General features: G+C 66.1%; 17 protein-coding genes. All 17 read left to right on the top strand.

Annotation, left to right across the window (positions count from 1 at the left end; genetic code table 11):
• The first annotated feature begins 85 nt into the window (after positions 1-85).
• The 17 genes from AvAM_RS10230 to AvAM_RS10150 all read left to right on the top strand — a co-directional run bounded on the left by AvAM_RS10230 (position 86) and on the right by AvAM_RS10150 (position 20,817).
• Positions 86-1,153: a GTP-binding protein gene (locus AvAM_RS10230; RefSeq protein WP_137746946.1), complete on the top strand. Its 1,068-nt coding sequence runs from the start codon at positions 86-88 to the stop codon at positions 1,151-1,153.
• Between the two features lie 178 nt (positions 1,154-1,331).
• Positions 1,332-2,138, top strand: coding sequence for an RNA polymerase-binding protein DksA (gene dksA, locus AvAM_RS10225; RefSeq protein WP_137746945.1), 807 nt, complete (start codon positions 1,332-1,334; stop codon positions 2,136-2,138).
• A gap of 59 nt (positions 2,139-2,197) precedes the next feature.
• Positions 2,198-3,952, top strand: a complete 1,755-nt coding sequence (locus AvAM_RS10220) for an STAS domain-containing protein (RefSeq protein ID WP_137746944.1) — start codon at positions 2,198-2,200, stop codon at positions 3,950-3,952.
• Between the two features lie 229 nt (positions 3,953-4,181).
• Positions 4,182-4,745: an ATP-dependent protease subunit HslV gene (gene hslV / locus AvAM_RS10215; protein WP_063460071.1), complete on the top strand. Its 564-nt coding sequence runs from the start codon at positions 4,182-4,184 to the stop codon at positions 4,743-4,745.
• A 99-nt stretch (positions 4,746-4,844) separates the two neighbouring features.
• Positions 4,845-6,170 (top strand): ATP-dependent protease ATPase subunit HslU, encoded by a 1,326-nt coding sequence (hslU, locus tag AvAM_RS10210; RefSeq protein ID WP_137746943.1) that lies wholly within the window; start codon positions 4,845-4,847, stop codon positions 6,168-6,170.
• A 252-nt stretch (positions 6,171-6,422) separates the two neighbouring features.
• Positions 6,423-6,851 (top strand): division/cell wall cluster transcriptional repressor MraZ, encoded by a 429-nt coding sequence (gene mraZ, locus AvAM_RS10205; protein WP_137746942.1) that lies wholly within the window; start codon positions 6,423-6,425, stop codon positions 6,849-6,851.
• 2 nt (positions 6,852-6,853) lie between these two features.
• Positions 6,854-7,780 carry a 16S rRNA (cytosine(1402)-N(4))-methyltransferase RsmH gene (rsmH, locus tag AvAM_RS10200; RefSeq protein WP_137746941.1) on the top strand — a complete coding sequence of 309 codons (927 nt, stop codon included), beginning with the start codon at positions 6,854-6,856 and terminating at the stop codon, positions 7,778-7,780.
• A gap of 4 nt (positions 7,781-7,784) precedes the next feature.
• Entirely contained in the window at positions 7,785-8,114 is a 330-nt protein-coding gene (gene ftsL, locus AvAM_RS10195; RefSeq protein ID WP_137746940.1) for a cell division protein FtsL, read from the top strand.
• On the top strand, positions 8,111-9,856 hold the full coding sequence (locus AvAM_RS10190; protein WP_137746939.1) for a penicillin-binding protein 2: 1,746 nt from the start codon (positions 8,111-8,113) through the stop codon (positions 9,854-9,856). The genes ftsL and AvAM_RS10190 overlap by 4 nt, the downstream gene beginning before the upstream one ends.
• Entirely contained in the window at positions 9,853-11,361 is a 1,509-nt protein-coding gene (locus tag AvAM_RS10185) for a UDP-N-acetylmuramoyl-L-alanyl-D-glutamate--2,6-diaminopimelate ligase (protein WP_137746938.1), read from the top strand. Before AvAM_RS10190 ends, AvAM_RS10185 begins: the two co-directional genes overlap by 4 nt.
• On the top strand, positions 11,358-12,842 hold the full coding sequence (murF, locus tag AvAM_RS10180; protein ID WP_137746937.1) for a UDP-N-acetylmuramoyl-tripeptide--D-alanyl-D-alanine ligase: 1,485 nt from the start codon (positions 11,358-11,360) through the stop codon (positions 12,840-12,842). The genes AvAM_RS10185 and murF overlap by 4 nt, the downstream gene beginning before the upstream one ends.
• 39 nt (positions 12,843-12,881) lie before the next feature.
• Complete coding sequence (gene mraY, locus AvAM_RS10175; RefSeq protein ID WP_063460079.1) at positions 12,882-14,060, top strand: phospho-N-acetylmuramoyl-pentapeptide-transferase; 1,179 nt, start codon at positions 12,882-12,884, stop codon at positions 14,058-14,060.
• Positions 14,057-16,060 (top strand): UDP-N-acetylmuramoyl-L-alanine--D-glutamate ligase, encoded by a 2,004-nt coding sequence (murD, locus tag AvAM_RS10170; RefSeq protein WP_375708146.1) that lies wholly within the window; start codon positions 14,057-14,059, stop codon positions 16,058-16,060. The genes mraY and murD overlap by 4 nt, the downstream gene beginning before the upstream one ends.
• Positions 16,057-17,325 carry a putative lipid II flippase FtsW gene (gene ftsW, locus AvAM_RS10165; RefSeq protein ID WP_137746936.1) on the top strand — a complete coding sequence of 423 codons (1,269 nt, stop codon included), beginning with the start codon at positions 16,057-16,059 and terminating at the stop codon, positions 17,323-17,325. The genes murD and ftsW overlap by 4 nt, the downstream gene beginning before the upstream one ends.
• Positions 17,322-18,389 (top strand): undecaprenyldiphospho-muramoylpentapeptide beta-N-acetylglucosaminyltransferase, encoded by a 1,068-nt coding sequence (gene murG / locus AvAM_RS10160; protein ID WP_137746935.1) that lies wholly within the window; start codon positions 17,322-17,324, stop codon positions 18,387-18,389. Before ftsW ends, murG begins: the two co-directional genes overlap by 4 nt.
• Positions 18,386-19,819, top strand: coding sequence for a UDP-N-acetylmuramate--L-alanine ligase (gene murC, locus AvAM_RS10155; RefSeq protein ID WP_137746934.1), 1,434 nt, complete (start codon positions 18,386-18,388; stop codon positions 19,817-19,819). Before murG ends, murC begins: the two co-directional genes overlap by 4 nt.
• Complete coding sequence (locus AvAM_RS10150; protein WP_137746933.1) at positions 19,816-20,817, top strand: D-alanine--D-alanine ligase; 1,002 nt, start codon at positions 19,816-19,818, stop codon at positions 20,815-20,817. The genes murC and AvAM_RS10150 overlap by 4 nt, the downstream gene beginning before the upstream one ends.
• Positions 20,818-20,843: the final 26 nt, after the last annotated feature.

Here is a 20,843-nt window from a genome sequence, read left to right as displayed (position 1 = left end):
CAGCCTCGGTAAACTGAAAAGCGCTCCCTGACCGGGCCCCTGCGGCCTGCAGCGCAAGTATTTGATCCCCTTGAAAGACAGATTTATGGCACTGATCCCCGTCACCATCCTCACCGGCTTCCTGGGCTCGGGCAAAACCACGCTGCTCAAGCGCCTGCTCTCCGAAGCCCATGGCCAGAAGATCGCCGTGATCGAGAACGAGTTCGGTGAAGAGAACATCGATAACGACATCCTGGTGACCGAGTCCAAGGAGCAGATCGTGCAGATGAGCAACGGCTGCATCTGCTGCACCATCCGCGAAGACCTGCGCGAGACGCTGCAGCTGCTGGCGGCCAAGAAGCGCAAGAACCTGCTCGAATTCGACCGCATCGTGATCGAAACCACCGGCGTGGCCGACCCAGGCCCGGTGGCGCAGACCTTCTTTATGGACGAAGAGATCGCCGAGACCTACCTCATCGACTCCATCATCACCCTGGTGGATGCCAAGCATGCACCGCAGCAGCTTAACGACCGCCAGGAGGCGCGCCGCCAGGTGGGCTTTGCGGACCAGATTTTCCTGTCCAAGACCGACCTGGTATCCAAGGAAGAGACCGAGGCGCTGACCCATCGCCTCAAGCACATGAACCCGCGTGCGCCTATCAAGGCCGTGCACTTTGGCGAAGTGCCTTTGAGCGAGGTGCTGGACCTGCGCGGCTTCAACCTCAACGCCAAGCTCGACATCGACCCGGACTTCCTCAAGGAGGAGGGCGATGACCATGGCCATGACCATCATGATCACGACCATGAACATGGCGAGCACTGCAACCATCCCTCGCACCAGCACGACCACGGGCATGGCCACCACCATCACCATGACGACGATGTGAAGAGTTTTGTCTACCGCTCGGAGCGCCCGTTCGACCCGGCAAAGCTTGAAGACTTCCTCGGAGCGATTGTCAACATTTATGGCCCGCGCATGCTGCGCTACAAAGGCGTGCTTAATATGAAGGGCACCGAGCGTAAGGTGATCTTCCAGGGCGTGCACCAGCTCATGGGCAGCGACCTGGGCCCCCAGTGGGCCGAGGGCGAGCCAAGGATGAGCAAGATGGTCTTTATCGGCATCGACCTGCCCAAGGACATCTTCCTGCAGGGGCTGGAGCAGAGCCTGGTCTGAGCCTTTCGCCGGTGCGTGGGCGCCGATTCGGCCCGATTTGTGTTGTATCTGCAACGTTTCCGTTTGCGTCAGCCCAGGTCGATACAATCGCGCCCCGGTAAAACCACCCAAGGCTTGCCACCAGTCCCGGGCCGTGAGAGCGGCCAAGGGCCCGCCCGTACAGCGAGGAGACCAGGAAGTGAAAGCCGACACCAGCAAACCCAAGGCGGCCACGAAGGCAACCAAGCCCGCCGCTGCAGCCCCTGCGGTAGCGCCCAAGGCAGCAGCCAAGGCCGCTGTGGCCAAAGTGGCCGCAGCCGCTCCCAAGGCTGTTGTGGCCAAGGCCGCCAGTCCCGCCGCAGCGCCCGTGGCAGCCCCTGCTGCCCCGGTCGATCCACAGGTACCCGTGCGCACAACCCGGCCTTCTTCCCGATTGGCCCAATTGACCGTACCATCCATGGCACAGGCAGTGGCTTCCACCGCTGCCAAAGCCAGTTATCTACATACCATGCCCACGACCGCGCAAGCGCAGCCCACTTTCACGGCTGCCAAAAAAGACCCCAAGCTGGCGAACAACTGGAAGACCAAGTCCGCCGCCGAGTTGACCGACGCTGAAGTCATGGCCATGCCCGACAGCGAGTACATGAACGACAAGCAGATGGCGTTTTTCCGCCTCAAGCTCGTTCAGCTCAAGCAGGACATCCACAACAGCGCTGGCGAAACCACCGAGCACCTGCGGGAAGACACCGTGGTGGTGCCCGACCCGGCCGACCGCGCCACGATCGAAGAAGAGCACGCCCTGGAGCTGCGCACCCGCGACCGCGAGCGCAAGCTGCTCAAGAAGATCGAGCAATCCATCGCCCGCATCGACGCTGGCGACTACGGCTATTGCGACGAGACCGGTGAGCCCATCGGTACGGGCCGCCTGATTGCCCGCCCCACGGCCACGCTGTCGCTGGAAGCGCAGCAGCGCCGCGAACTCAAGCAGAAGATGTTCGGAGACTGATCCGGCCGCCCTGGCCTGATGACGATCATCGCTGCGCACTCTCTCCTCTACCCTGAGCCATGAGCAAGGAAGAAACCACCCCCGGCGGCCTGCTATCAAAGGTGGTTCGGTTCGTGAAAAACCCGACCGTCAACTGGACGGAGCTGGACTCCATCCAGGACGACCGGGAGAGCCAGTACAGCAAGCAGATGCTCAAGGAGATGATCGAGCGCAAGCGCCGCAACGACTTTGTGCGGCGCCGCGAGTTCGATCAGCTACGCAAGCTGCGCCAGCGTGAAGTGCTGCAAGGCCAGCGCGTGGAAGACGCGGCAGGCCGTCCCTCGTTCTTCCAGAGCAGCATGGCCTCGCCCGATGAGCGCGCCGTCACGCTCAAGAAGATCGACGAGATCGAGGCGCAGATGTCGCAGCAGTGGTGGAAGAGCAAGCAGGGCGCCGACGCACCCACCCAGCCTGGTGTGATGCCCGAATCCAGTGCGGAGCCCTCCGACTCCGCCCACGCCCGGGCTTATGCCCCCACGGCACCTGGCAGCCTGCCTGCGCCGCTCGATAACAAAGCCGCTGTCCAGCCGCTGTTTGCGGACGACAGCATGGCCATTGGCAAGTTTGGTGGCACCGACGCGCAGATGCTTGCCGGCAGCCAACACCCTGTCGAGGCGTCCTTCAGCCCTGCGGCCCCTGCGGCATCGCCCGCGACCGCATTCGAACCGGAGGAATTCGTGCACGAACCCGACCTAGAAGAAGCCGCCATCCGGTTTGCCAATGGTGACCACGCGGGTGCAGAGTCCGGACTGCTGGATGTGCTGGCCCAGCACCAGCAGGACGAGCCCGAACAGCAGCTCGAAATCTGGATGACGCTGTTTGACCTGTACCGCGCCACCGGACAACACGATCGTTTCGATGCGCTGGCCATCGACTTTGCGGCCCAGTACAGCCGCTCGGCCCCCCTGTGGTTCTCGATACCCGAGCAATTGGGCTTGGTGGCAGCAGCCGTGCCCGCTGCGGGCGCCGTGGAAGCCGCGCCTGCGCCTGGCATGCGCCGCGATTTCAGCTGGAATGCGCCCCCCACCCTGGCGGTGTCGTCGGTGGCGGCACTGCAGGCCTCGCTGGCGCGCGCAGCCTCCCCCTGGACGTTGTCCTGGTCGCGCCTCACTGGCATCGACGAGGCGGCGGTGCCCCTCTTGGCTGATCTGGTCTCGCAGTGGTCTGACCGCGAAGGCCAGTTGGTGTTCTCGGGGGTAGAGAAGCTCAACGCACTGATGGACGCCAAGACCCAGTCGGGCGACCGGTCCAACAGCCCTGAATGGTGGCGCCTGCGCATGGCCATGATGCGGCTCATGGGCAAGCCCGATGAGTTCGAGCTGGTGGCGCTGGACTACTGCGTGACCTACGAGGTTTCGCCCCCGTCCTGGGTGTCGCCGCGCTGTGGGTATTCCGACAACGAAGGTGTGTCCTCCGGCGCAGCACCCCTGGCGGCCGACAGTGACTTCATGGCCTCCGACCTGGGTGAGCTGTCGGCCCCGGCGCCGCTGGAGTCCGGGCCCGTGGCGCAGCTCAGTGGCCACATTGACGGCGATGCCACGCCGCTGCTGCAGCCATTCGAGGCTTTCCTGCGGCCGGGCGTGCCCCTGACCATCGCCTGCGACAAGCTCATCCGCGTGGATTTTGCGGCGGCTGGCTCGGTGCTCAACTGGGCGGCCGAGCAGCAAGGGCATGGCCATGTGGTCCAGTTCCACAACCTGCAGCGGCTGGTGGCGATTTTCTTCAACGTGATCGGCATCAACGAGCACGCCTGGGTGGTTCCACGAAAGAACTGACTCCCCCTGAGTCGCTTCGCGCCTTCCCCCTCTCTCGCTGCGCGGGAGGGTGACGCCCCCAGCGCACGCAAGCGAAGCGCCGCATCCGCAGCTTGGCGGCCCTTGCGCGGGGGCGCTGGCCTGGGCCGTGCCAGTAGCGTGAGCCGCCTGACAGTGGCTTAGATTTGCGCACGGCATGCGGTGCCACCTTGGCTTGAAAGTGGCGCCCGTGCCCCCATCTTCCGCAGCTATGGACTCATCTCAAAACACCCCGGTGTTCCACGGCACCACCATCCTCAGCGTACGCCGCCAGACGCCAACGGGCATCCAGGTGGCCATTGGCGGCGACGGCCAGGTCACACTGGGCAACATCGTGGTCAAAGGCACGGCGCGCAAGGTGCGCAAGCTCTACCACGGCAAGGTGCTGGCAGGTTTTGCGGGCGCCACGGCCGACGCCTTCACGCTGTTCGAGCGCTTTGAGGCCAAGCTGGAAAAACACCAGGGCCACCTGACGCGCGCGGCCATCGAACTCACCAAGGACTGGCGCACCGACCGCGTGCTGCGCCGCCTCGAAGCCATGCTGGCCGTGGCCGATGCCAGTGCCTCGCTCATCATCACGGGCAACGGCGATGTGCTGGAGCCCGAGCAAGGCATCGTGGCGATCGGGTCGGGCGGCGCCTACGCGCATTCGGCGGCCAAAGCGCTGCTGGTCAACACCGATCTGTCCGCGCAGGAGATCGTGAAGAAGTCGCTCGAAATCGCGGGCGAACTCTGCATCTACACCAACATGAATCACACCATCGAGACGCTGTAAGGCGGCGCGTGGGCGTTTACTCATATTTTGATAGCTGCTTGCGCTTATCCATCGCGCGCAGACGGCTGATTTGGCTTTGAATTTGAAGGCAGGCAGCGCATGTCCTCCATGACCCCCCAGGAAATCGTCTCCGAACTCGACCACCACATCGTGGGCCAGGCCAGCGCCAAGCGCGCCGTGGCCATCGCACTGCGAAACCGCTGGCGCCGCCAGCAGGTCGAAGGCAGCCTGCGCCACGAGATCACGCCCAAGAACATCCTCATGATCGGCCCCACCGGCGTGGGCAAGACCGAAATCGCGCGGCGCCTGGCCAAGCTGGCCGATGCGCCTTTCATCAAGGTCGAGGCCACCAAGTTCACCGAGGTGGGCTATGTGGGCAAGGATGTGGACTCCATCATCCGTGACCTGGCCGAGATGGCCGTCAAGCAGACGCGCGAGGCCGAGATGAAAAAGGTGCGCATGCGCGCCGAAGACGCTGCCGAGGAGCGCATCCTGGACGTGCTGATCCCGCCCGCCCGGGCCGCTGCTGGCACTGAGCCTGCAGCCGACAGCACCGCCCGGCAGGTGTTCCGCAAAAAGCTGCGCGAAGGGGCTCTGGACGACAAGGAGATCGAGATCGACGTGGCCGAGGCCCGTGCGCCGCTGGAAATCATGGGGCCGCAGGGCATGGAGGAAATGACCGAGCAGCTGCGCGGCATGTTCAGCCAGATGGGCCAGGACCGGCGCCGGGCGCGCAAGCTCAAGATCGCCGAAGCGCTCAAGCTGCTCACCGATGAAGAGGCGGGCAAACTCGTGAACGAGGAAGAGATCAAGACCCGCGCTGTGGCGAATGCCGAGCAGAACGGCATCGTCTTCATCGACGAGATCGACAAGGTGGCCGCGCGCCAGGAAAGCAGCGGCGCCGACGTGTCGCGCCAGGGCGTGCAGCGCGACCTGTTGCCGCTGGTGGAGGGCACGACGGTCTCCACCAAGTACGGCATGATCAAGACCGACCACATCCTGTTCATCGCCTCGGGCGCATTCCACCTGTCCAAGCCCAGCGACCTGATCCCTGAGCTGCAAGGGCGTTTCCCGATCCGTGTAGAGCTGGAGTCTCTGTCGGTCCAGGACTTTGAAGCCATCCTCACGCAGACCCATGCCTCGCTGGTCAAGCAGTACCAGGCACTGCTGGCCACCGAGGGTGTCACGCTGGAGTTTGCGCCCGAGGGGATCACACGCCTCGCACACATTGCTTTCGAGGTGAACGAGCGCACGGAGAACATTGGTGCACGCAGGCTGTCCACCGTCATGGAGCGCTTGCTCGACGAGGTCAGTTTTGACGCAGCACGCCTCTCGGGGCAGACGGTAACGGTGGACGCGGCCTACGTGGACGCCCGCCTGCAGACCCTGAGCCAGGACGAAGACCTGTCACGCTACATCCTGTGACGATACGGCCCGGCCTTGAGAGGTCACTTTCATAGGCTTCCGTAAGTTCTTCTTTTTCAACAACTTTTGGCACTTTGCAGGCTGCAAAGTCACGCCTAAGTTGTTGATTTCATTACCAAAGTTTGGTGGACACCCTCTTGTTCGGTGTGCTTTTCCTGCTACAGTGCAAAAAAGTGCAATTAAGTGGTGAAAAGTGCCCTCAAAGTCCGTTTCTGGAACTGCGAGGCGCAAAACCGAACTGGGAATCTGTCCGTGTTTCAAGGTGCCTCGTCGCTAAGTCTCGATGCGAAGGGTCGGCTGTCCGTGCCGACCCGGCATCGTGACGTGCTCGCGGCCACCGCGGCGGGCCAGCTCACGATCACCAAACACCCGCACGGCTGCCTGATGGTGTTCCCCCGTCCCGAGTGGGAGAAGTTCCGCGAGCGCATCGCCCAGCTGCCCATGTCCGCCCAGTGGTGGAAGCGCATCTTTCTGGGCAATGCCATGGATGTCGAGATGGACGCCACGGGCCGCGTGCTGATTTCGCCCGAGCTGCGCGAAGCCGCCGGGATTTCCCGGGACACCATGCTGCTGGGCATGGGCAACCACTTCGAACTCTGGGACAAGGCCACCTACGACGAGCAGGAGGCCAAGGCCATGCAGGGTGAGATGCCGGATGTCTTCAAGGACTTCTCCTTCTGACCATGACATCCACTCCTTTGCAACACACCACCGTTCTGCTCGATGAAGCCGTGGACGCCCTGCTGGGCGGCGCCGGCCCCGAGCCTGCAGGCACCTGGGTCGATGGCACCTTCGGGCGCGGAGGGCATTCGCGGCGCATCCTGCTGCGGCTGGGCCCCCAAGGGCGTCTTGTCGCTTTTGACAAGGACCCCGAAGCCATCGCCGAAGCAACGCGCATCACCGATGCGCGTTTTTCCATTCGGCACGAAGGTTTTCGCCATCTGGCCGACCTGCCGCCTGCCAGTGCTGCGGGCTTGCTGATGGACCTGGGCGTGAGTTCGCCCCAGATCGACAGCCCCGGTCGGGGTTTCAGTTTCCGTTTTGACGGCCCGCTGGACATGCGCATGGACACCACGCGCGGCGAAAGCGTGGCCGATTGGTTGGCCACGGCCGAAGTCGGTCAGATTGCGGAGGTGATACGTGACTACGGTGAAGAACGGTTTGCTGGCCCCATTGCAAAGGCGATTGTCGCTCGGCGCGAAGAGCGGGGCCCTCTTGCAACCACCGCCGAACTGGCCGATCTCGTGGCTGGCGCGGTCAAAACCCGCGAGCCGGGCCAGAACCCTGCAACGCGCACATTTCAAGCTCTTCGGATTTTCATCAACGCCGAGCTTGAAGAGCTGCAACAGGCGCTAGAGGCCAGCCTCTCGGTGTTGCAGCCGGGCGGGCGCCTGGTGGTGATCAGCTTCCATTCGCTCGAAGACCGCATCGTGAAGCAGTTCATCGCCAAGCACTCCAAGGAGGTGTACGACCGCCGTGCGCCCTTTGCCAAGCCGCAGGCCATGAAGCTCGTGGCGCTGGACCGCATCAAGCCCTCTGCCGCCGAGGTCGAGGCAAACCCCCGCGCGCGCAGCGCGATCATGCGCGTGGCCGAACGCACTGGGGTCTGAAAACATGACCCGGCTCAACCTCGTCCTGCTGGTGGCCGTGCTGGCCAGCGCCGTCTATCTGGTGCATACCCAGTACGAGTCGCGCCGCCTGTTCACCGAGCTGGACCGGGCCATTGCCGAAGCCCGCCGCCTGGCAACCGAACACCAGCGCCTGCAGGTGGAAAAGCGCGCGCAGGCCACGCCGCTGCGTGTGGAGAAAATTGCCCGCGACCAGCTGAAAATGCGCACGGCCACCCCCGCCATCACGCAGTATGTGTCCGACCCCCAAGGGGTGTCCGGTGCTGCGGTGGCGGCGGCCAGCACGGCGGCACAACCGGGGGGCACGCAGCCATGAGCCGCAGCGTGGTCTACACCGCAAGCCCCCTGCTGGCCAGCAAGACGCCAGTCTGGCGCAGCAAGTTCATCGTGGCGGTGATCGCACTGGGCTTTGTGGGCCTGGGCGCGCGCGCGGCCTATGTGCAGGTGTTCGGCAACGACTTCTTCCAGCGCCAGGGCGAGGTGCGGTTTGCACGCACGCTGGAGCTGCCCGCCAACCGCGGCAAGATCCTGGACCGCAACGGCCTGATCCTGGCGTCCAGCGTGCCGGCGGCCAGCATCTGGGCCATCCCCGAGGATGTAGACCAGGACAAGCCCGAGGTGCGCGCCAAGCTCAAGCAGCTGGCCAAGCTGCTCGACATGCCCCAGGCCGAGCTGATGAAGAAGCTGGCCGACGAAGACAAGACCTTTGTATGGGTCAAGCGCCAGCTGGACTGGGATGTGGGCCAGCAGATCGCCAAGCTCGATATCAAGGGCATCTATCAGCGCAAGGAATACAAGCGCCAGTACCCCGAGGGCGAGGCAGCCGCCCACGTGGTGGGTTTCACCAACGTGGAAGACCATGGTCAGGAAGGCATGGAGCTGGCCTTCAACAAGGATCTTGCGGGCAAGCCGGGCTCGCGCCGCGTGATCAAGGACCGCCTGGGTCGGGTGGTGGAGGGCGTGGGCGAGACAGTACCCCCTGTGGACGGCAAGGACATGCAGCTGTCCATCGACAGCAAGGTGCAATTCTTTGCTTACCAGAAGCTGCGCGACCAGGTCACGGCGCACAAGGCCAAGGCGGGCAGCGTGGTGGTGCTCGATGCCCACACGGGCGAGGTGCTGGCGCTGGCCAACTACCCCAGCTACGTGCCCGACAAGCGCCAGAGCCTCACGGGCGAGCAGCTGCGCAACCGGGCGCTTACCGACACCTTCGAGCCGGGCTCGACCATGAAGCCCATCACCATCGGCCTGGCGCTCGAAAGCGGCCGGGTGAGGCCCGAGACCGTGGTGGACACCAACCCAGGCCGCATCAATATCACGGGCTCCACCATTTCGGACACGCACAACTATGGCGTGCTCACGGTGGAGGGCGTGATCCAGAAATCCAGCAATGTGGGCACGACCAAGCTCGCCATGCAGATGCCCGCGCGCGAGATGTGGGAGACCTTCTCCGCCGCAGGCTTTGGCCAGAAGCCGCAGATCGACTTCCCCGGTGCGGTCAGCGGCCGGTTGCGCCCCTACAAGAGCTGGCGCCCGGTGGAGCAGGCCACCATGTCCTACGGCTACGGCCTGTCGGCCAGCCTGTTCCAGATGGCGCGCTCGTACACCGTGTTTGCCAACAGCGGGCGCGTGATCCCCGCCACCATGCTCAAGTCCGAGCAGCCCGCCGTGGGCGTGCCCGTGTTCTCCGAGCGCACGGCCGACCAGGTGCGCAAGATGCTGCAGATGGCCGCAGGCCCCGGCGGCACGGGCCAGAAGGCGCAGACCGTGGGCTACTCGGTGGGCGGCAAGTCCGGCACGGCGCGCAAGCAGGTCGGCAAGAGCTACGCCGTGGGCAAGTACCGCGCCTGGTTCACCGGCATGGCGCCCATCGACAAGCCGCGCATCGTCGTGGCCGTGATGATCGACGAGCCCAGCAACGGCGTGTATTACGGCGGCGCCGTGGCTGCGCCGGTGTTCAGCGAAGTGGTGCAGCAGACGCTGCGCATGATGGGTGTGCAGCCCGACATGGCGGTCAAGCCGCAGATCGTGGCCAACGCGGTGGAGGAGTCGCTATGACGCTGGCGCTGCCCTTGCTCACCTCGGTGCATGACGCAGTGGCCTGGCTGCGCGAGCGCGTCACGGGCACGCTGCAGACCGACAGCCGCCAGATCCGCCCGGGCGATGGTTTCATTGCCTGGCCCGGTGCCGCCACCGATGGCCGCGCGCACATTGGCGATGCGATCGCACGCGGGGCCGTGGCTTGCCTGGTGGAGCATGAAGGCGCCGAAGCGTTTGCGCTGTCTGGCCTGCCTGTGGCCGCACTGCACGGACTGAAGGCCGCCACGGGCCTGATCGCTGCCGACTGGTTCGAACACCCCACGCAGGGTCTGGACGTGCTGGCCGTGACAGGCACTAATGGCAAAACCAGCACCAGTTGGTGGCTGGCCGAAGCACTCAATGTGCTATCGAAAAATGAGCTTTATGGGCAGGATGGTTGCGCGCTGGTAGGCACTTTGGGCATGGGAACGCCCCCCGCGCTGACCAGCACGGGCATGACCACGCCCGACCCGGTCCGCCTGCAGCGTGCGTTCCGGCAGTTTGCCGATGCAGGCCGTGGCGCCTGCGCCATTGAAGCCTCGTCCATCGGCCTGGCCGAACACCGCATGGCAGGCACCCGCATCCGGGTGGCGCTGTTCACCAACTTCACGCAAGACCACCTGGATTACCACGCGGGCATGGCGGCCTATTGGCAGGCCAAGAGCATGTTGTTCGACTGGCCCGGGCTACAGGCCGCCGTGGTCAACATCGACGATGTACGTGGGGCCGAGCTGCACGCGGCACTGGCGGGGCGCCACCTGGACCTGTGGAGCGTCTCCATCACCGGCCCCGCCCGGCTGGCGGCGCGCGACATTGGCATGGGCGAAGGCGGCCTGCGCTTTACCGTGGCCGAAGGCGTGCAGGCGCATGTGCTGCAGACGCGCGTGATCGGTCTGTACAACGTTTCCAACCTGCTGGGTGTGCTGGCGGGGTTGCGCGCGCTGGGCGTGCCGCTGGAGCACGCGCTGTATGCCTGTGCCCAGCTCTCGCCCGTGCCGGGCCGCATGGAGCAGATCCACCAAAGCGGCCAGCCCCTGGTGGCTGTGGACTACGCCCACACGCCCGACGCCCTGGACAAAGCCCTGCAAGCGCTGCGCCCCATCGCTGCCGAGCGCGGTGGGCAGCTGTGGTGCGTGTTTGGCTGCGGCGGCGACCGCGATGCGGGCAAGCGCCCGCTGATGGGTGCCGTGGCGCAGCAGCAGGCCGACCAGGTGGTCGTGACCAGCGACAACCCGCGCAGCGAAGACCCCGCCGCCATCCTGCACCAGATCCTGCAAGGCACCATCGCCAGCACTGCTGTGCGGGCCGAGCCCAACCGCGCTGCCGCCATCGCTCTGGCCGTGGCCGAAGCCGCCCCCGCCGATGTGGTGCTGATCGCTGGCAAGGGCCATGAAAACACCCAGGAGACAGCGGGTGTGCACCAGCCGTTCTCCGACATGGCCCATGCGCTCGGTGCGCTGCAGGCCCGAGGAGCCCACCCATGAGCGCCACCCCTGGCACCATGCTCACCCTGCAGCAGGCCTTGGCGCTGCTGCAGCCGCAGATCCCCGCCGCGCGCCTGGTGGGCGAGGGCAGCACGCCCCTGGCCCGTGTGCACACCGACACCCGCACCCTGCAGGCGGGCGACCTGTTTGTGGCCCTCAAAGGCGAACGTTTTGATGCCAATGCCTTCCTGGCCGACGCACGCGCCGGGGGCGCCGCAGCGGCCCTTGCCCATAGCGGCCTGGCCGCTGTGGGCCTGCCGGGCATCGAGGTGCCCGACAGCCTCGCCGCTCTGGGGGCGCTGGCCACCGGCTGGCGCGCGCAATTCCACCTGCCGCTGATCGGCGTGACGGGCAGCAACGGCAAGACCACGGTGACGCAGATGATCGCGTCCATCCTGCGCGCCTGGCAGGGCCCGAACGAAGAGCGCGCGTTTGCCACGCAGGGCAATTTCAACAACGACATCGGCGTGCCGTTGATGCTGCTGCGTCTCACACCCGCACACCGCGCCGCCGTGATCGAGATGGGCATGAATCACCCGGGTGAAATCGCCACGCTGGCTGCCATGGCCCAGCCCACGGTGGCCCTGGTCAACAACGCGCAGCGTGAGCACCTGGAGTTCATGCACACCGTGGAGGCCGTGGCGCGCGAGAACGGTTCGGTGTTTGCCAGCCTGCCCGCCGATGGCGTGGCGGTGTTCCCGGCGGGCGATGCCTACACGGGCCTGTGGCAGTCGCTGGCACTGGCCCAGCCGGGCCGCCGCACGCTCACGTTTGGCGAGGGCGGCGATGTCCGCTGCACACGCGCCGCGTGGGAGCGCGGCGCCTGGACCGTGGCCCTGGCCACGCCCCGGGGCGAGGTCGTCACGCGCCTGCACATTGCGGGTCGCCACAACGTGACCAATGCCCTGGCAGCCACCGCCTGCGCGCTGGCCGCAGGCGCGCCGCTGGCCGCCATCGCCCAGGGGCTGCGCGACTTCACGCCCGTCAAGGGCCGCTCGCGCGCTTTCAGCGTGGCGGTGGCGGACCGCGAGGTCACGGTGGTGGACGATACCTACAACGCCAACCCCGACTCCATGCACGCCGCCATCGATGTGCTGGCCGAACTGCCCGGCCCGCAACTGCTGGTCATGGGCGACATGGGCGAAGTGGGCGATCAGGGGCCGCAGTTCCATGCTGAAGCCGGAGCGCTGGCCCGCGCGGCGGGTATTCCCCTGCTGTTTGCGTTGGGCGCACAGTCGGTGCACGCGGCTTCGGCCTATGGCGACGGGCAGGGGGGTGTTGCCCGACATTTCAACGATATGGGTGCACTGCTGGATGCGGTGCGCCAGGCCCTGCCCACGGTGGGCAGCGTGCTGGTCAAGGGATCGCGATTCATGAAGATGGAACAGGTGGTGGGGGCCATTGCCGCTGCTGCACCACCCGCAGAACAACAACAAAAGAAGATGGAATCACCGGAGGGACCCCATGGCGCAACACATTGACCTTGCCCGCGTGGTGCCTGCCTTGGTCGGAGGTACCCCATGCTGCTGATGCTCTCGCAATGGCTGCAGGGGCTGTCGCCCGAATTCGGCTTTTTCCGCGTGTTCCAGTACCTCACCTTCCGTGCGGTGATGGCGGCCATGACGGCGCTGCTCATCGGCCTAGTGGCGGGCCCCAAGGTGATCCGCATCCTCACCTCGCTCAAGATCGGCCAGCCCATCCGGGGCTATGCCATGCAGTCGCACCTGTCCAAGAGTGGCACGCCCACCATGGGCGGCGTGCTGATCCTGCTGTCGATCGCGATCTCGACCCTGCTGTGGTTCGACCTGTCCAACCGCTTCGTTTGGATCGTGCTCATCGTCACGCTGGGCTTTGGCGCCATCGGCTGGGTGGATGACTGGCGCAAGGTGGTCAACAAGGACCCCGAGGGCATGCGCTCGCGCGAGAAGTATTTCTGGCAGTCCATCATCGGCTTGGTGGCCGCGCTGTACCTGGCGTTCAGCATTTCCGAAAGCTCCAACGCCAAGGTGTGGGAGCTGTTCGTGGCGTGGGTGCAGTCCGGCTTTTCGCTCGACCTGCCGCCCAAGGCCGGGCTGCAGTTGCCCTTCTTCAAGGAGATCAGCTACCCGCTGGGCGTGCTGGGCTTTGTGGTCCTGACCTACCTGGTCATCGTGGGTTCGAGCAACGCAGTGAACCTGACCGACGGTCTGGACGGCCTGGCCATCATGCCCGTGGTGATGGTGGGTTCGGCTCTGGGCGTGTTCGCCTATGTCACCGGAAGCTCGGTGTACTCCAAATACCTGTTCTTCCCGCACATCCCCGGCTCGGGCGAGCTGCTGATCTTCTGCGCGGCCATGGCCGGCGCGGGCCTGGCCTTCCTGTGGTTCAACGCCCACCCTGCGCAGGTGTTCATGGGCGACGTAGGCGCACTGGCGCTGGGGGGCGCACTGGGCACCATCGCCGTGATCGTGCGGCAAGAGATCGTGCTGGCCATCATGGGCGGCATCTTCGTGGTCGAGGCCCTGTCGGTGATGCTCCAGGTGACCTGGTTCAAGTACACCAAGAAGCGCTACGGGGAAGGCCGCCGTCTGCTGAAGATGGCGCCGCTGCACCACCATTTCGAAAAGAGCGGCTGGAAGGAAACGCAGGTCGTCGTGCGCTTCTGGATCATCACCATGCTGCTGTGCCTGATTGGCCTGTCCACCCTGAAACTGCGATGAATCCGAACGATCCTTCCACCCTCTCTGGCACCCCGGGTGTGCCCGAGGCCACGCCGACCGAGGCGGGGCTGGGGGTGGGCGCGCCCAGCGCTGCAAGCGCCGGGCCCGTGCCTGATGAGGTGGTTTTGTCTGGGTCGTCTGCTGCTCCGGTCGCCGATACGGATGGTGATGCCAACGTGGACATGGGCCAGTCGGAAGAGGCCGCGCCCGAAATGACGGTTTCTTCCGAGGCCGAGGCCCCAGCGCCCGCCACCGATGCCCATGCCGCTGCGGCCCCAACCCCCGGCACCGCCTGGAACCCTGAGGCTGTGCCAGCCGTCTCGGCCGCCAAGGCCGCCGCCGATTTTGTGGCCCAGATTTTTGCCGAGGTGGCGGCGCCCGAAGGGCCCGCCCCTACCGAGCCCGATGTCGTGCAAGACGCGGATTTGGAGGAAGACGCCTCGCCCGCAGAACCCCTGGTCAGCCCCGTAGAGGCCATGGCCCAGTTGCTGCAAGGCCAGAACATCCTCATCCTGGGCCTGGGTGCCTCGGGCATGGCCATGGCGCGCTGGTGTGTGCGCTGCGGGGCCGAGGTCACCGTGGCCGACACCCGTGCCACCCCGCCACAACTGCCCGCGCTGCAGCAAGAGATGCCCCAGGTCCGCTTTGTGGCGGGCGCCTTCGATGCCAGCCTGGTGGTGGGGCAGAACCTGCAGGCCGTCTACCGCTCGCCGGGGCTGAGTCCGCAGCAGGTTGCTCCTGTTTTGGAAGCGGCGGTGGCAAGCGGGGTGTGCGCAGGGGGCGAATTAAGCTTGTATTCCGATGCACTGGCAGCGCTGCGCGCCTCGCATGCGTATGCACCTGCGGTGCTGGCCGTCACCGGCACCAATGGCAAAACCACCGTGACATCGCTCACCGGCCAACTGGTGGAGCGCGCTGGTAAAAGCGTGGCGGTGGCGGGCAACATCGGGCCCACGCTGCTGGACACGCTGGCCACGCACCTGGACGCCGACACGCTGCCTGAGGTGTGGGTGCTGGAGTTGTCGAGCTTCCAGCTCGACGGCGTCACCGGTTTCGAGCCCACGGCCGCCACCGTGCTCAATATCACCCAGGACCACCTGGACTGGCACGGCAGCATCGAGGCCTATGCCGCAGCCAAGGCCCGCATCTTCGGCCAGATCGGGCTCATGGTCCTGAACCGCGAAGACAGCGCCGTGATGGGCATGCTGCCCCCGCCCGTCAAGGTCAAGCTGCAAAAACCGCAGGTGCGTGCCCACATCACCTTCGGCGCCGACATGCCCCGGCGCCCGGGCGACTTCGGCATCGAGGTCGTGAGTGGCATGCCCTGGCTGGTGCGCGCCATGGATGCCGACGAAACCCGCAAGCGCGGCCGCAATGAGGTGGAGGAAGACCTCCACATCCAGCGCCTCATGCCTGCTGACGCGCTGCGTATCCGGGGGCGCCACAACGCCACCAACGCGCTGGCTGCGCTGGCCCTGGCGTCGGCCACCGGTTGCCCGCTGGCACCCATGCTGTACGGTCTGCGCGAATACCGGGGCGAGCCGCACCGCGTGGAGCCTGTGGCCATCATCCACGGGGTGGAGTATTTCGACGACAGCAAGGGCACCAACGTGGGCGCCACGGCGGCCGCCCTTGTCGGGCTGGGCGCTGAGCGCCGCTTGGTGGTCATCCTGGGCGGTGAGGGCAAGGGGCAGGACTTTGCACCGCTGGCCGCCCCCGTGGCGCGCTATGCCCGCGCCGTGGTGCTGATCGGCCGCGACGCACCGCTGATCCGCACCGCACTGCAAGACGCTGGCGTGGCGCTGCTGGACGCCCCCACGCTGCCCGAGGCCGTGGCGCTGGCCACCCAGCGCGCCCACGCGGGCGACGCGGTGCTGATGTCGCCCGCCTGCGCCAGCTTCGACATGTTCAAGGACTACGAACACCGTGCGCGGGTCTTCTGCGACACCGTGCGGACGATGGCCGACGATGCTGGGCAGTCGGCAGAGGGCATGCAATGACCACGTCTGCCAGCTCCTTTTTGCAACGCCTGACCGGCTGGTTTGGCGGCCTGCCCGGCAAGGCGGCCGATGTGCTGCCCGTGCGTGTGGGCGGCACCGAGTACCGCCAGTCGTCTGCTACGCCGGCCAGCGTGCTGGGCTTTGACCAGACCCTGCTGTGGGTGGTGGTGGCGCTGCTCGCCTGGGGGCTGGTGATGGTGTATTCGGCGTCGATCGCGATGCCGGACAACCCCCGCTTTGCCAACTATGCGCCCACCCATTTCCTCACCCGCCACATGATGTATCTGGTGGTGGGTTTTGTGGCGGCGCTGCTGGCGTTCCAGGTGCCCATGCTGCTGTGGGAGCGTGTGGCGCCCTGGCTGTTTGTGGTGGCGCTGCTGCTGCTGGTGGCGGTGCTGATCCCCGGCGTGGGCAAGGTGGTCAATGGCGCGCGCCGCTGGTTGTCCATCGGGCCCATCGGTTTCCAGCCCTCCGAGGTGGCCAAGTTTGCTGTGCTCATCTACGCCGCCGACTACATGGTGCGCAAGATGGAAGTGAAGGAACGCTTCTTCCGCGCCGTGCTGCCCATGGGCGCGGCCGTGGCCATTGTGGGCGTGCTGCTGCTGGCCGAGCCCGACATGGGCGCCTTCATGGTGGTGGCCGTGATCGCCATGGGCATCCTGTTCCTGGGCGGCGTCAATGCCCGCATGTTCTTCCTGATCGCGGGCGTGCTGGTGGGTGCGTTCGCCTTGATGATCGCCAGCTCCCCCTGGCGCCGCGAGCGCGTGTTTGCGTACCTCGATCCGTTCAGCGAACAGCACGCGCTGGGCAAGGGCTACCAGCTGTCGCACTCGCTGATCGCCATCGGGCGGGGCGAAATTTTTGGCGTGGGCCTGGGCGGCAGCGTGGAAAAACTGCACTGGCTGCCCGAGGCCCACACCGACTTCCTGCTCGCCGTGATTGGCGAGGAGTTTGGCCTGGTGGGCGTGCTGGCGCTCATCGTGCTGTTCTTCTGGATGATCCGCCGCATCATGCACATCGGCCGCCAGGCCATTGCGCTGGACCGCGTGTTCTCCGGCCTCGTCGCGCAGGGCGTGGCGATCTGGATCGGCTTCCAGGCTTTCATCAACATGGGCGTGAACCTGGGCGCCTTGCCCACCAAGGGGCTCACGCTGCCGCTGATGAGCTTTGGCGGCTCGGCGATTCTGATGAATCTGGTGGCGCTGGCGGTGGTGCTGCGGGTGGACTATGAGAATAAATTGTTGATGCGTGGGGGGCGGGTATGACGCAGAAGACCGCCCTCATCATGGCTGGTGGTACCGGCGGCCATATCTTCCCCGGCTTGGCTGTGGCCGAAGAGCTGCGCGCGCGCGGCTGGCGCGTGCACTGGCTGGGCGCGCCCGGCAGCATGGAGTCGCGCATCGTGCCGCAGCACGGTTTTGCGCTGGAACTCATCGACTTCTCGGGCGTGCGCGGCAAAGGCCTCGTCACGCTGGCCTTGCTGCCACTGCGCCTGCTGCGTGCGTTCTGGCAGGCGCTGCAGGTCGTGCGGCGCGTCAAACCCGATGTGGTGGTGGGCCTGGGCGGCTACATCACCTTTCCGGGCGGGATGATGGGCGTGCTGGCGGGCAAGCCCCTGGTGCTGCACGAGCAGAACTCGGTGGCAGGCATGGCCAACAAGGTGCTGGCCGGTGTGGCCGACCGCGTGTTCACCGCCTTCCCCAACGTGTTCAAGCAGGGGCAGTGGGTGGGCAACCCGCTGCGCACCGCCTTCACGCAGCAGCCCGGCCCGGCCGAGCGCTTTGCGGGCCGCACCGGCCCGCTGCGCCTGCTGGTGGTAGGGGGCAGCCTGGGCGCGCGTGCGCTCAACGAGATCGTGCCGCAGGCCGTGGCGCTGATGCCCGCCGACCAGCGCCCGCAGGTGATCCACCAGAGCGGCGCCACGCAGATCGACCAGCTCCGCGCCAACTACGCCGCCGCCGGGGTCGAGGCAGAGTTGACACCTTTCATCGACGACACGGCCAGCGCGTTTGCGGCGGCCGACGTCATCGTCTGCCGCGCGGGCGCCAGCACCGTGACCGAAATTGCCGCTGTGGGGGCCGCGTCCATTTTTGTGCCCTTCCCCTCGGCCGTGGACGACCACCAGACCACCAACGCGCAGTTCCTCGTGGATGCCGGGGGCGGGTGGCTGGTGCAGCAACGCGACCTGACGCCCGAAGGGCTGTCGCAGATGCTATTGAAATTAGAGCGCTCCACGCTCGTGGATAGCGCGCAGAAGGCCAAAAACATGCAAAAAATCAACGCCACCCGCGAAGTGGTGACTGCCTGCGAGGAGTTGGCCCAACCATGAAACACGCGATTCGACACATCCACTTCGTAGGCCTGGGCGGTGCGGGCATGAGCGGCATTGCCGAAGTGCTGTTCAACCTGGGCTACCGCATCTCGGGCTCGGACCTGGCCGACAGCGCCACGCTGCGCCGCCTGGAGGGCCTGGGTATCAAGACCTGCCTGGGCCACGCGGCGGCGCACATCGATGGCGCGGATGCAGTGGTCACGTCCACCGCCGTGACGCCTGACAACCCCGAGGTGCTGGCCGCCCGCGAGAAGAAGATCCCTGTGGTGCCGCGCGCCCTCATGCTGGCCGAGCTGATGCGCCTCAAGCAAGGCATCGCGATTGCGGGCACGCATGGCAAGACCACCACCACCAGCCTCGTGACCAGCGTGCTGGCCGAGGCGGGTCTGGACCCGACCTTTGTGATCGGCGGCAAGCTCAACAGCGCGGGCGCCAACGCCAAGCTGGGCAGCGGCGACTACATCGTGGTCGAGGCCGATGAATCTGACGCGTCGTTCCTGAACCTGCTGCCCGTGATGGCCGTGGTGACCAACATCGACGCCGACCACATGGAGACCTACGGCCACGACTTTGGCCGGCTCAAGGGCGCGTTTGTCGATTTCCTGCACCGCATGCCGTTCTACGGCACGGCCATCCTGTGTGTGGACAGCCCGGCCGTGCGCGACATCCTGCAGAGCGTGACCTGCCCCATCACCAGCTACGGCTTCTCGGAAGACGCCCAGGTGCGGGCCATCAACGTGCGCGCCGAGGCGGGGCAGATGCGCTTCACGGTGCAGCGGCGCAATGGTGTCACGCTGCCTGACATGGAGATCGTGCTCAACCTCGCAGGCGAGCACAACGTGCTCAACGCACTCTCGGCCATTGCCGTGGCGGTGGAGCTGAACATCCCCGACGAAGCCGTGCAGCGCGCGCTCGCAGGCTTCAAGGGGGTGGGCCGGCGCTTCCAGCGCTATGGCGATTTGCCCGCGAAGGACGGCGGCCGGTTCACCGTGATCGACGACTACGGCCACCACCCGGTGGAGATGGCCGCGACGCTGGCCGCTGCTCGCGGTGCCTTCCCAGGCCGCCGTCTGGTGCTGGCCTTCCAGCCGCACCGCTACAGCCGCACGCGCGACTGCTTCGAGGATTTCGTGAAGGTCATCGGCAACGCCGACGCCGTGCTGCTGACCGAGGTGTATGCCGCAGGCGAAGCGCCGGTAGTGGCGGCCGATGGCCGGTCGCTGGCGCGCGCGCTGCGCGTGGCGGGCCGGGTGGAGCCCGTGTTCATCGACAACGTGGCCGACCTGCCCCAGGCCATTGCCGACAACGCCAGGGACGGCGACGTGGTGATGTGCATGGGTGCGGGCTCCATCGGTGCCGTGCCTGGCAAGGTCGTAGATATGCTACAAAATAGTGAGCTTAAGGCGCTGAAGGGGAGCGCGGTATGACCTCTTTTGAATCGAATATTGATGTGAAAACCCTGGGCAAGGTGGCCGTGCTCATGGGCGGTGACTCGGCCGAGCGCGAGGTCTCGCTCATGTCCGGCAGCGGCGTGCTGCAGGCGTTGCGCTCGCGCGGTGTGGATGCCCATGCCTTCGACCCGGCGCAAAACGCGCTGGGCGACCTGAAGCGCGACGGCTATGCATGCTGCTTCATCGCGCTGCATGGCCGCCATGGGGAAGACGGCACGGTCCAGGGCGCGCTGGAGCTGCTGGGCATCCCGTACACCGGCCCGGGCGTGATGGCATCCAGCATCGCCATGGACAAGGTCATGACCAAGCGTGTGTGGCTGGCCGAGGGCCTGCCCACACCACGCTACGTGTGGCTGGCGCCCGACCGCCAGCAGCGCGAAGTGGTGCGCACCGTGCCCGACGAGCTGGGTCTGCCGCTGATCGTGAAGCCGCCGCGCGAGGGATCGTCGATTGGCGTGACCAAGGTGCGCGGCTATTCCGACATGCAGGAGGCTGTGCAGCTGTCTGCCCAGTACGACCCCGATGTGCTGTGCGAGGAATTCATCGATGGCGAAGAAGTCACCTGCCCCGTGCTGGGCCAGGGCGCCGACGCTCGCGCGCTGCCGGTGATCCGCATCGTCGCGCCCGATGGTGCCTACGACTACCAGAACAAGTATTTCACCGACGACGTGAAGTACCAGTGCCCGAGCGGTCTGCCCGAGGCCGAGGAGCGCGAAATCCAGCGCATCGTGCTGGAGGCCTACCGCACCCTGGGCTGCCGGGGCTGGGGCCGCGCCGACCTGATGATCCGCGCGAGCGACCGCAAGCCCTTCCTGCTGGAGATGAACACCTCTCCGGGCATGACGGGCCACTCGCTCGTGCCCATGTCGGCACGGGCCTCGGGCATCAGCTACGAAGAGCTGTGCCTGCGCATCCTGGCAAGCGCAGCACTGGACACGCCGCCGCGTGCGGCACAGGGAGGGACGCAGCAATGACCTTGTTTTGCCGCCGGGCCGCCCCA

The sequence above is a fragment of the Acidovorax sp. NB1 genome (assembly GCF_005405905.1).
GTDB lineage: Bacteria > Pseudomonadota > Gammaproteobacteria > Burkholderiales > Burkholderiaceae_C > Acidovorax.
The sequence above is the reverse complement of the archived record's forward strand: the minus strand, read 5'-3'. Positions and strand labels throughout refer to the sequence as shown.

Coding starts and splice junctions, on each gene's coding strand:
- AvAM_RS10230 (WP_137746946.1), top strand. CDS start 86: ATGGCACTGATCCCCGTCACCATCCTCACCGGCTTCCTGGGCTCGGGC.
- AvAM_RS10220 (WP_137746944.1), top strand. CDS start 2,198: ATGAGCAAGGAAGAAACCACCCCCGGCGGCCTGCTATCAAAGGTGGTT.
- hslV (WP_063460071.1), top strand. CDS start 4,182: ATGGACTCATCTCAAAACACCCCGGTGTTCCACGGCACCACCATCCTC.
- hslU (WP_137746943.1), top strand. CDS start 4,845: ATGTCCTCCATGACCCCCCAGGAAATCGTCTCCGAACTCGACCACCAC.
- rsmH (WP_137746941.1), top strand. CDS start 6,854: ATGACATCCACTCCTTTGCAACACACCACCGTTCTGCTCGATGAAGCC.
- ftsL (WP_137746940.1), top strand. CDS start 7,785: ATGACCCGGCTCAACCTCGTCCTGCTGGTGGCCGTGCTGGCCAGCGCC.
- AvAM_RS10190 (WP_137746939.1), top strand. CDS start 8,111: ATGAGCCGCAGCGTGGTCTACACCGCAAGCCCCCTGCTGGCCAGCAAG.
- AvAM_RS10185 (WP_137746938.1), top strand. CDS start 9,853: ATGACGCTGGCGCTGCCCTTGCTCACCTCGGTGCATGACGCAGTGGCC.
- murF (WP_137746937.1), top strand. CDS start 11,358: ATGAGCGCCACCCCTGGCACCATGCTCACCCTGCAGCAGGCCTTGGCG.
- mraY (WP_063460079.1), top strand. CDS start 12,882: ATGCTGCTGATGCTCTCGCAATGGCTGCAGGGGCTGTCGCCCGAATTC.
- murD (WP_375708146.1), top strand. CDS start 14,057: ATGAATCCGAACGATCCTTCCACCCTCTCTGGCACCCCGGGTGTGCCC.
- ftsW (WP_137746936.1), top strand. CDS start 16,057: ATGACCACGTCTGCCAGCTCCTTTTTGCAACGCCTGACCGGCTGGTTT.
- murG (WP_137746935.1), top strand. CDS start 17,322: ATGACGCAGAAGACCGCCCTCATCATGGCTGGTGGTACCGGCGGCCAT.
- murC (WP_137746934.1), top strand. CDS start 18,386: ATGAAACACGCGATTCGACACATCCACTTCGTAGGCCTGGGCGGTGCG.
- AvAM_RS10150 (WP_137746933.1), top strand. CDS start 19,816: ATGACCTCTTTTGAATCGAATATTGATGTGAAAACCCTGGGCAAGGTG.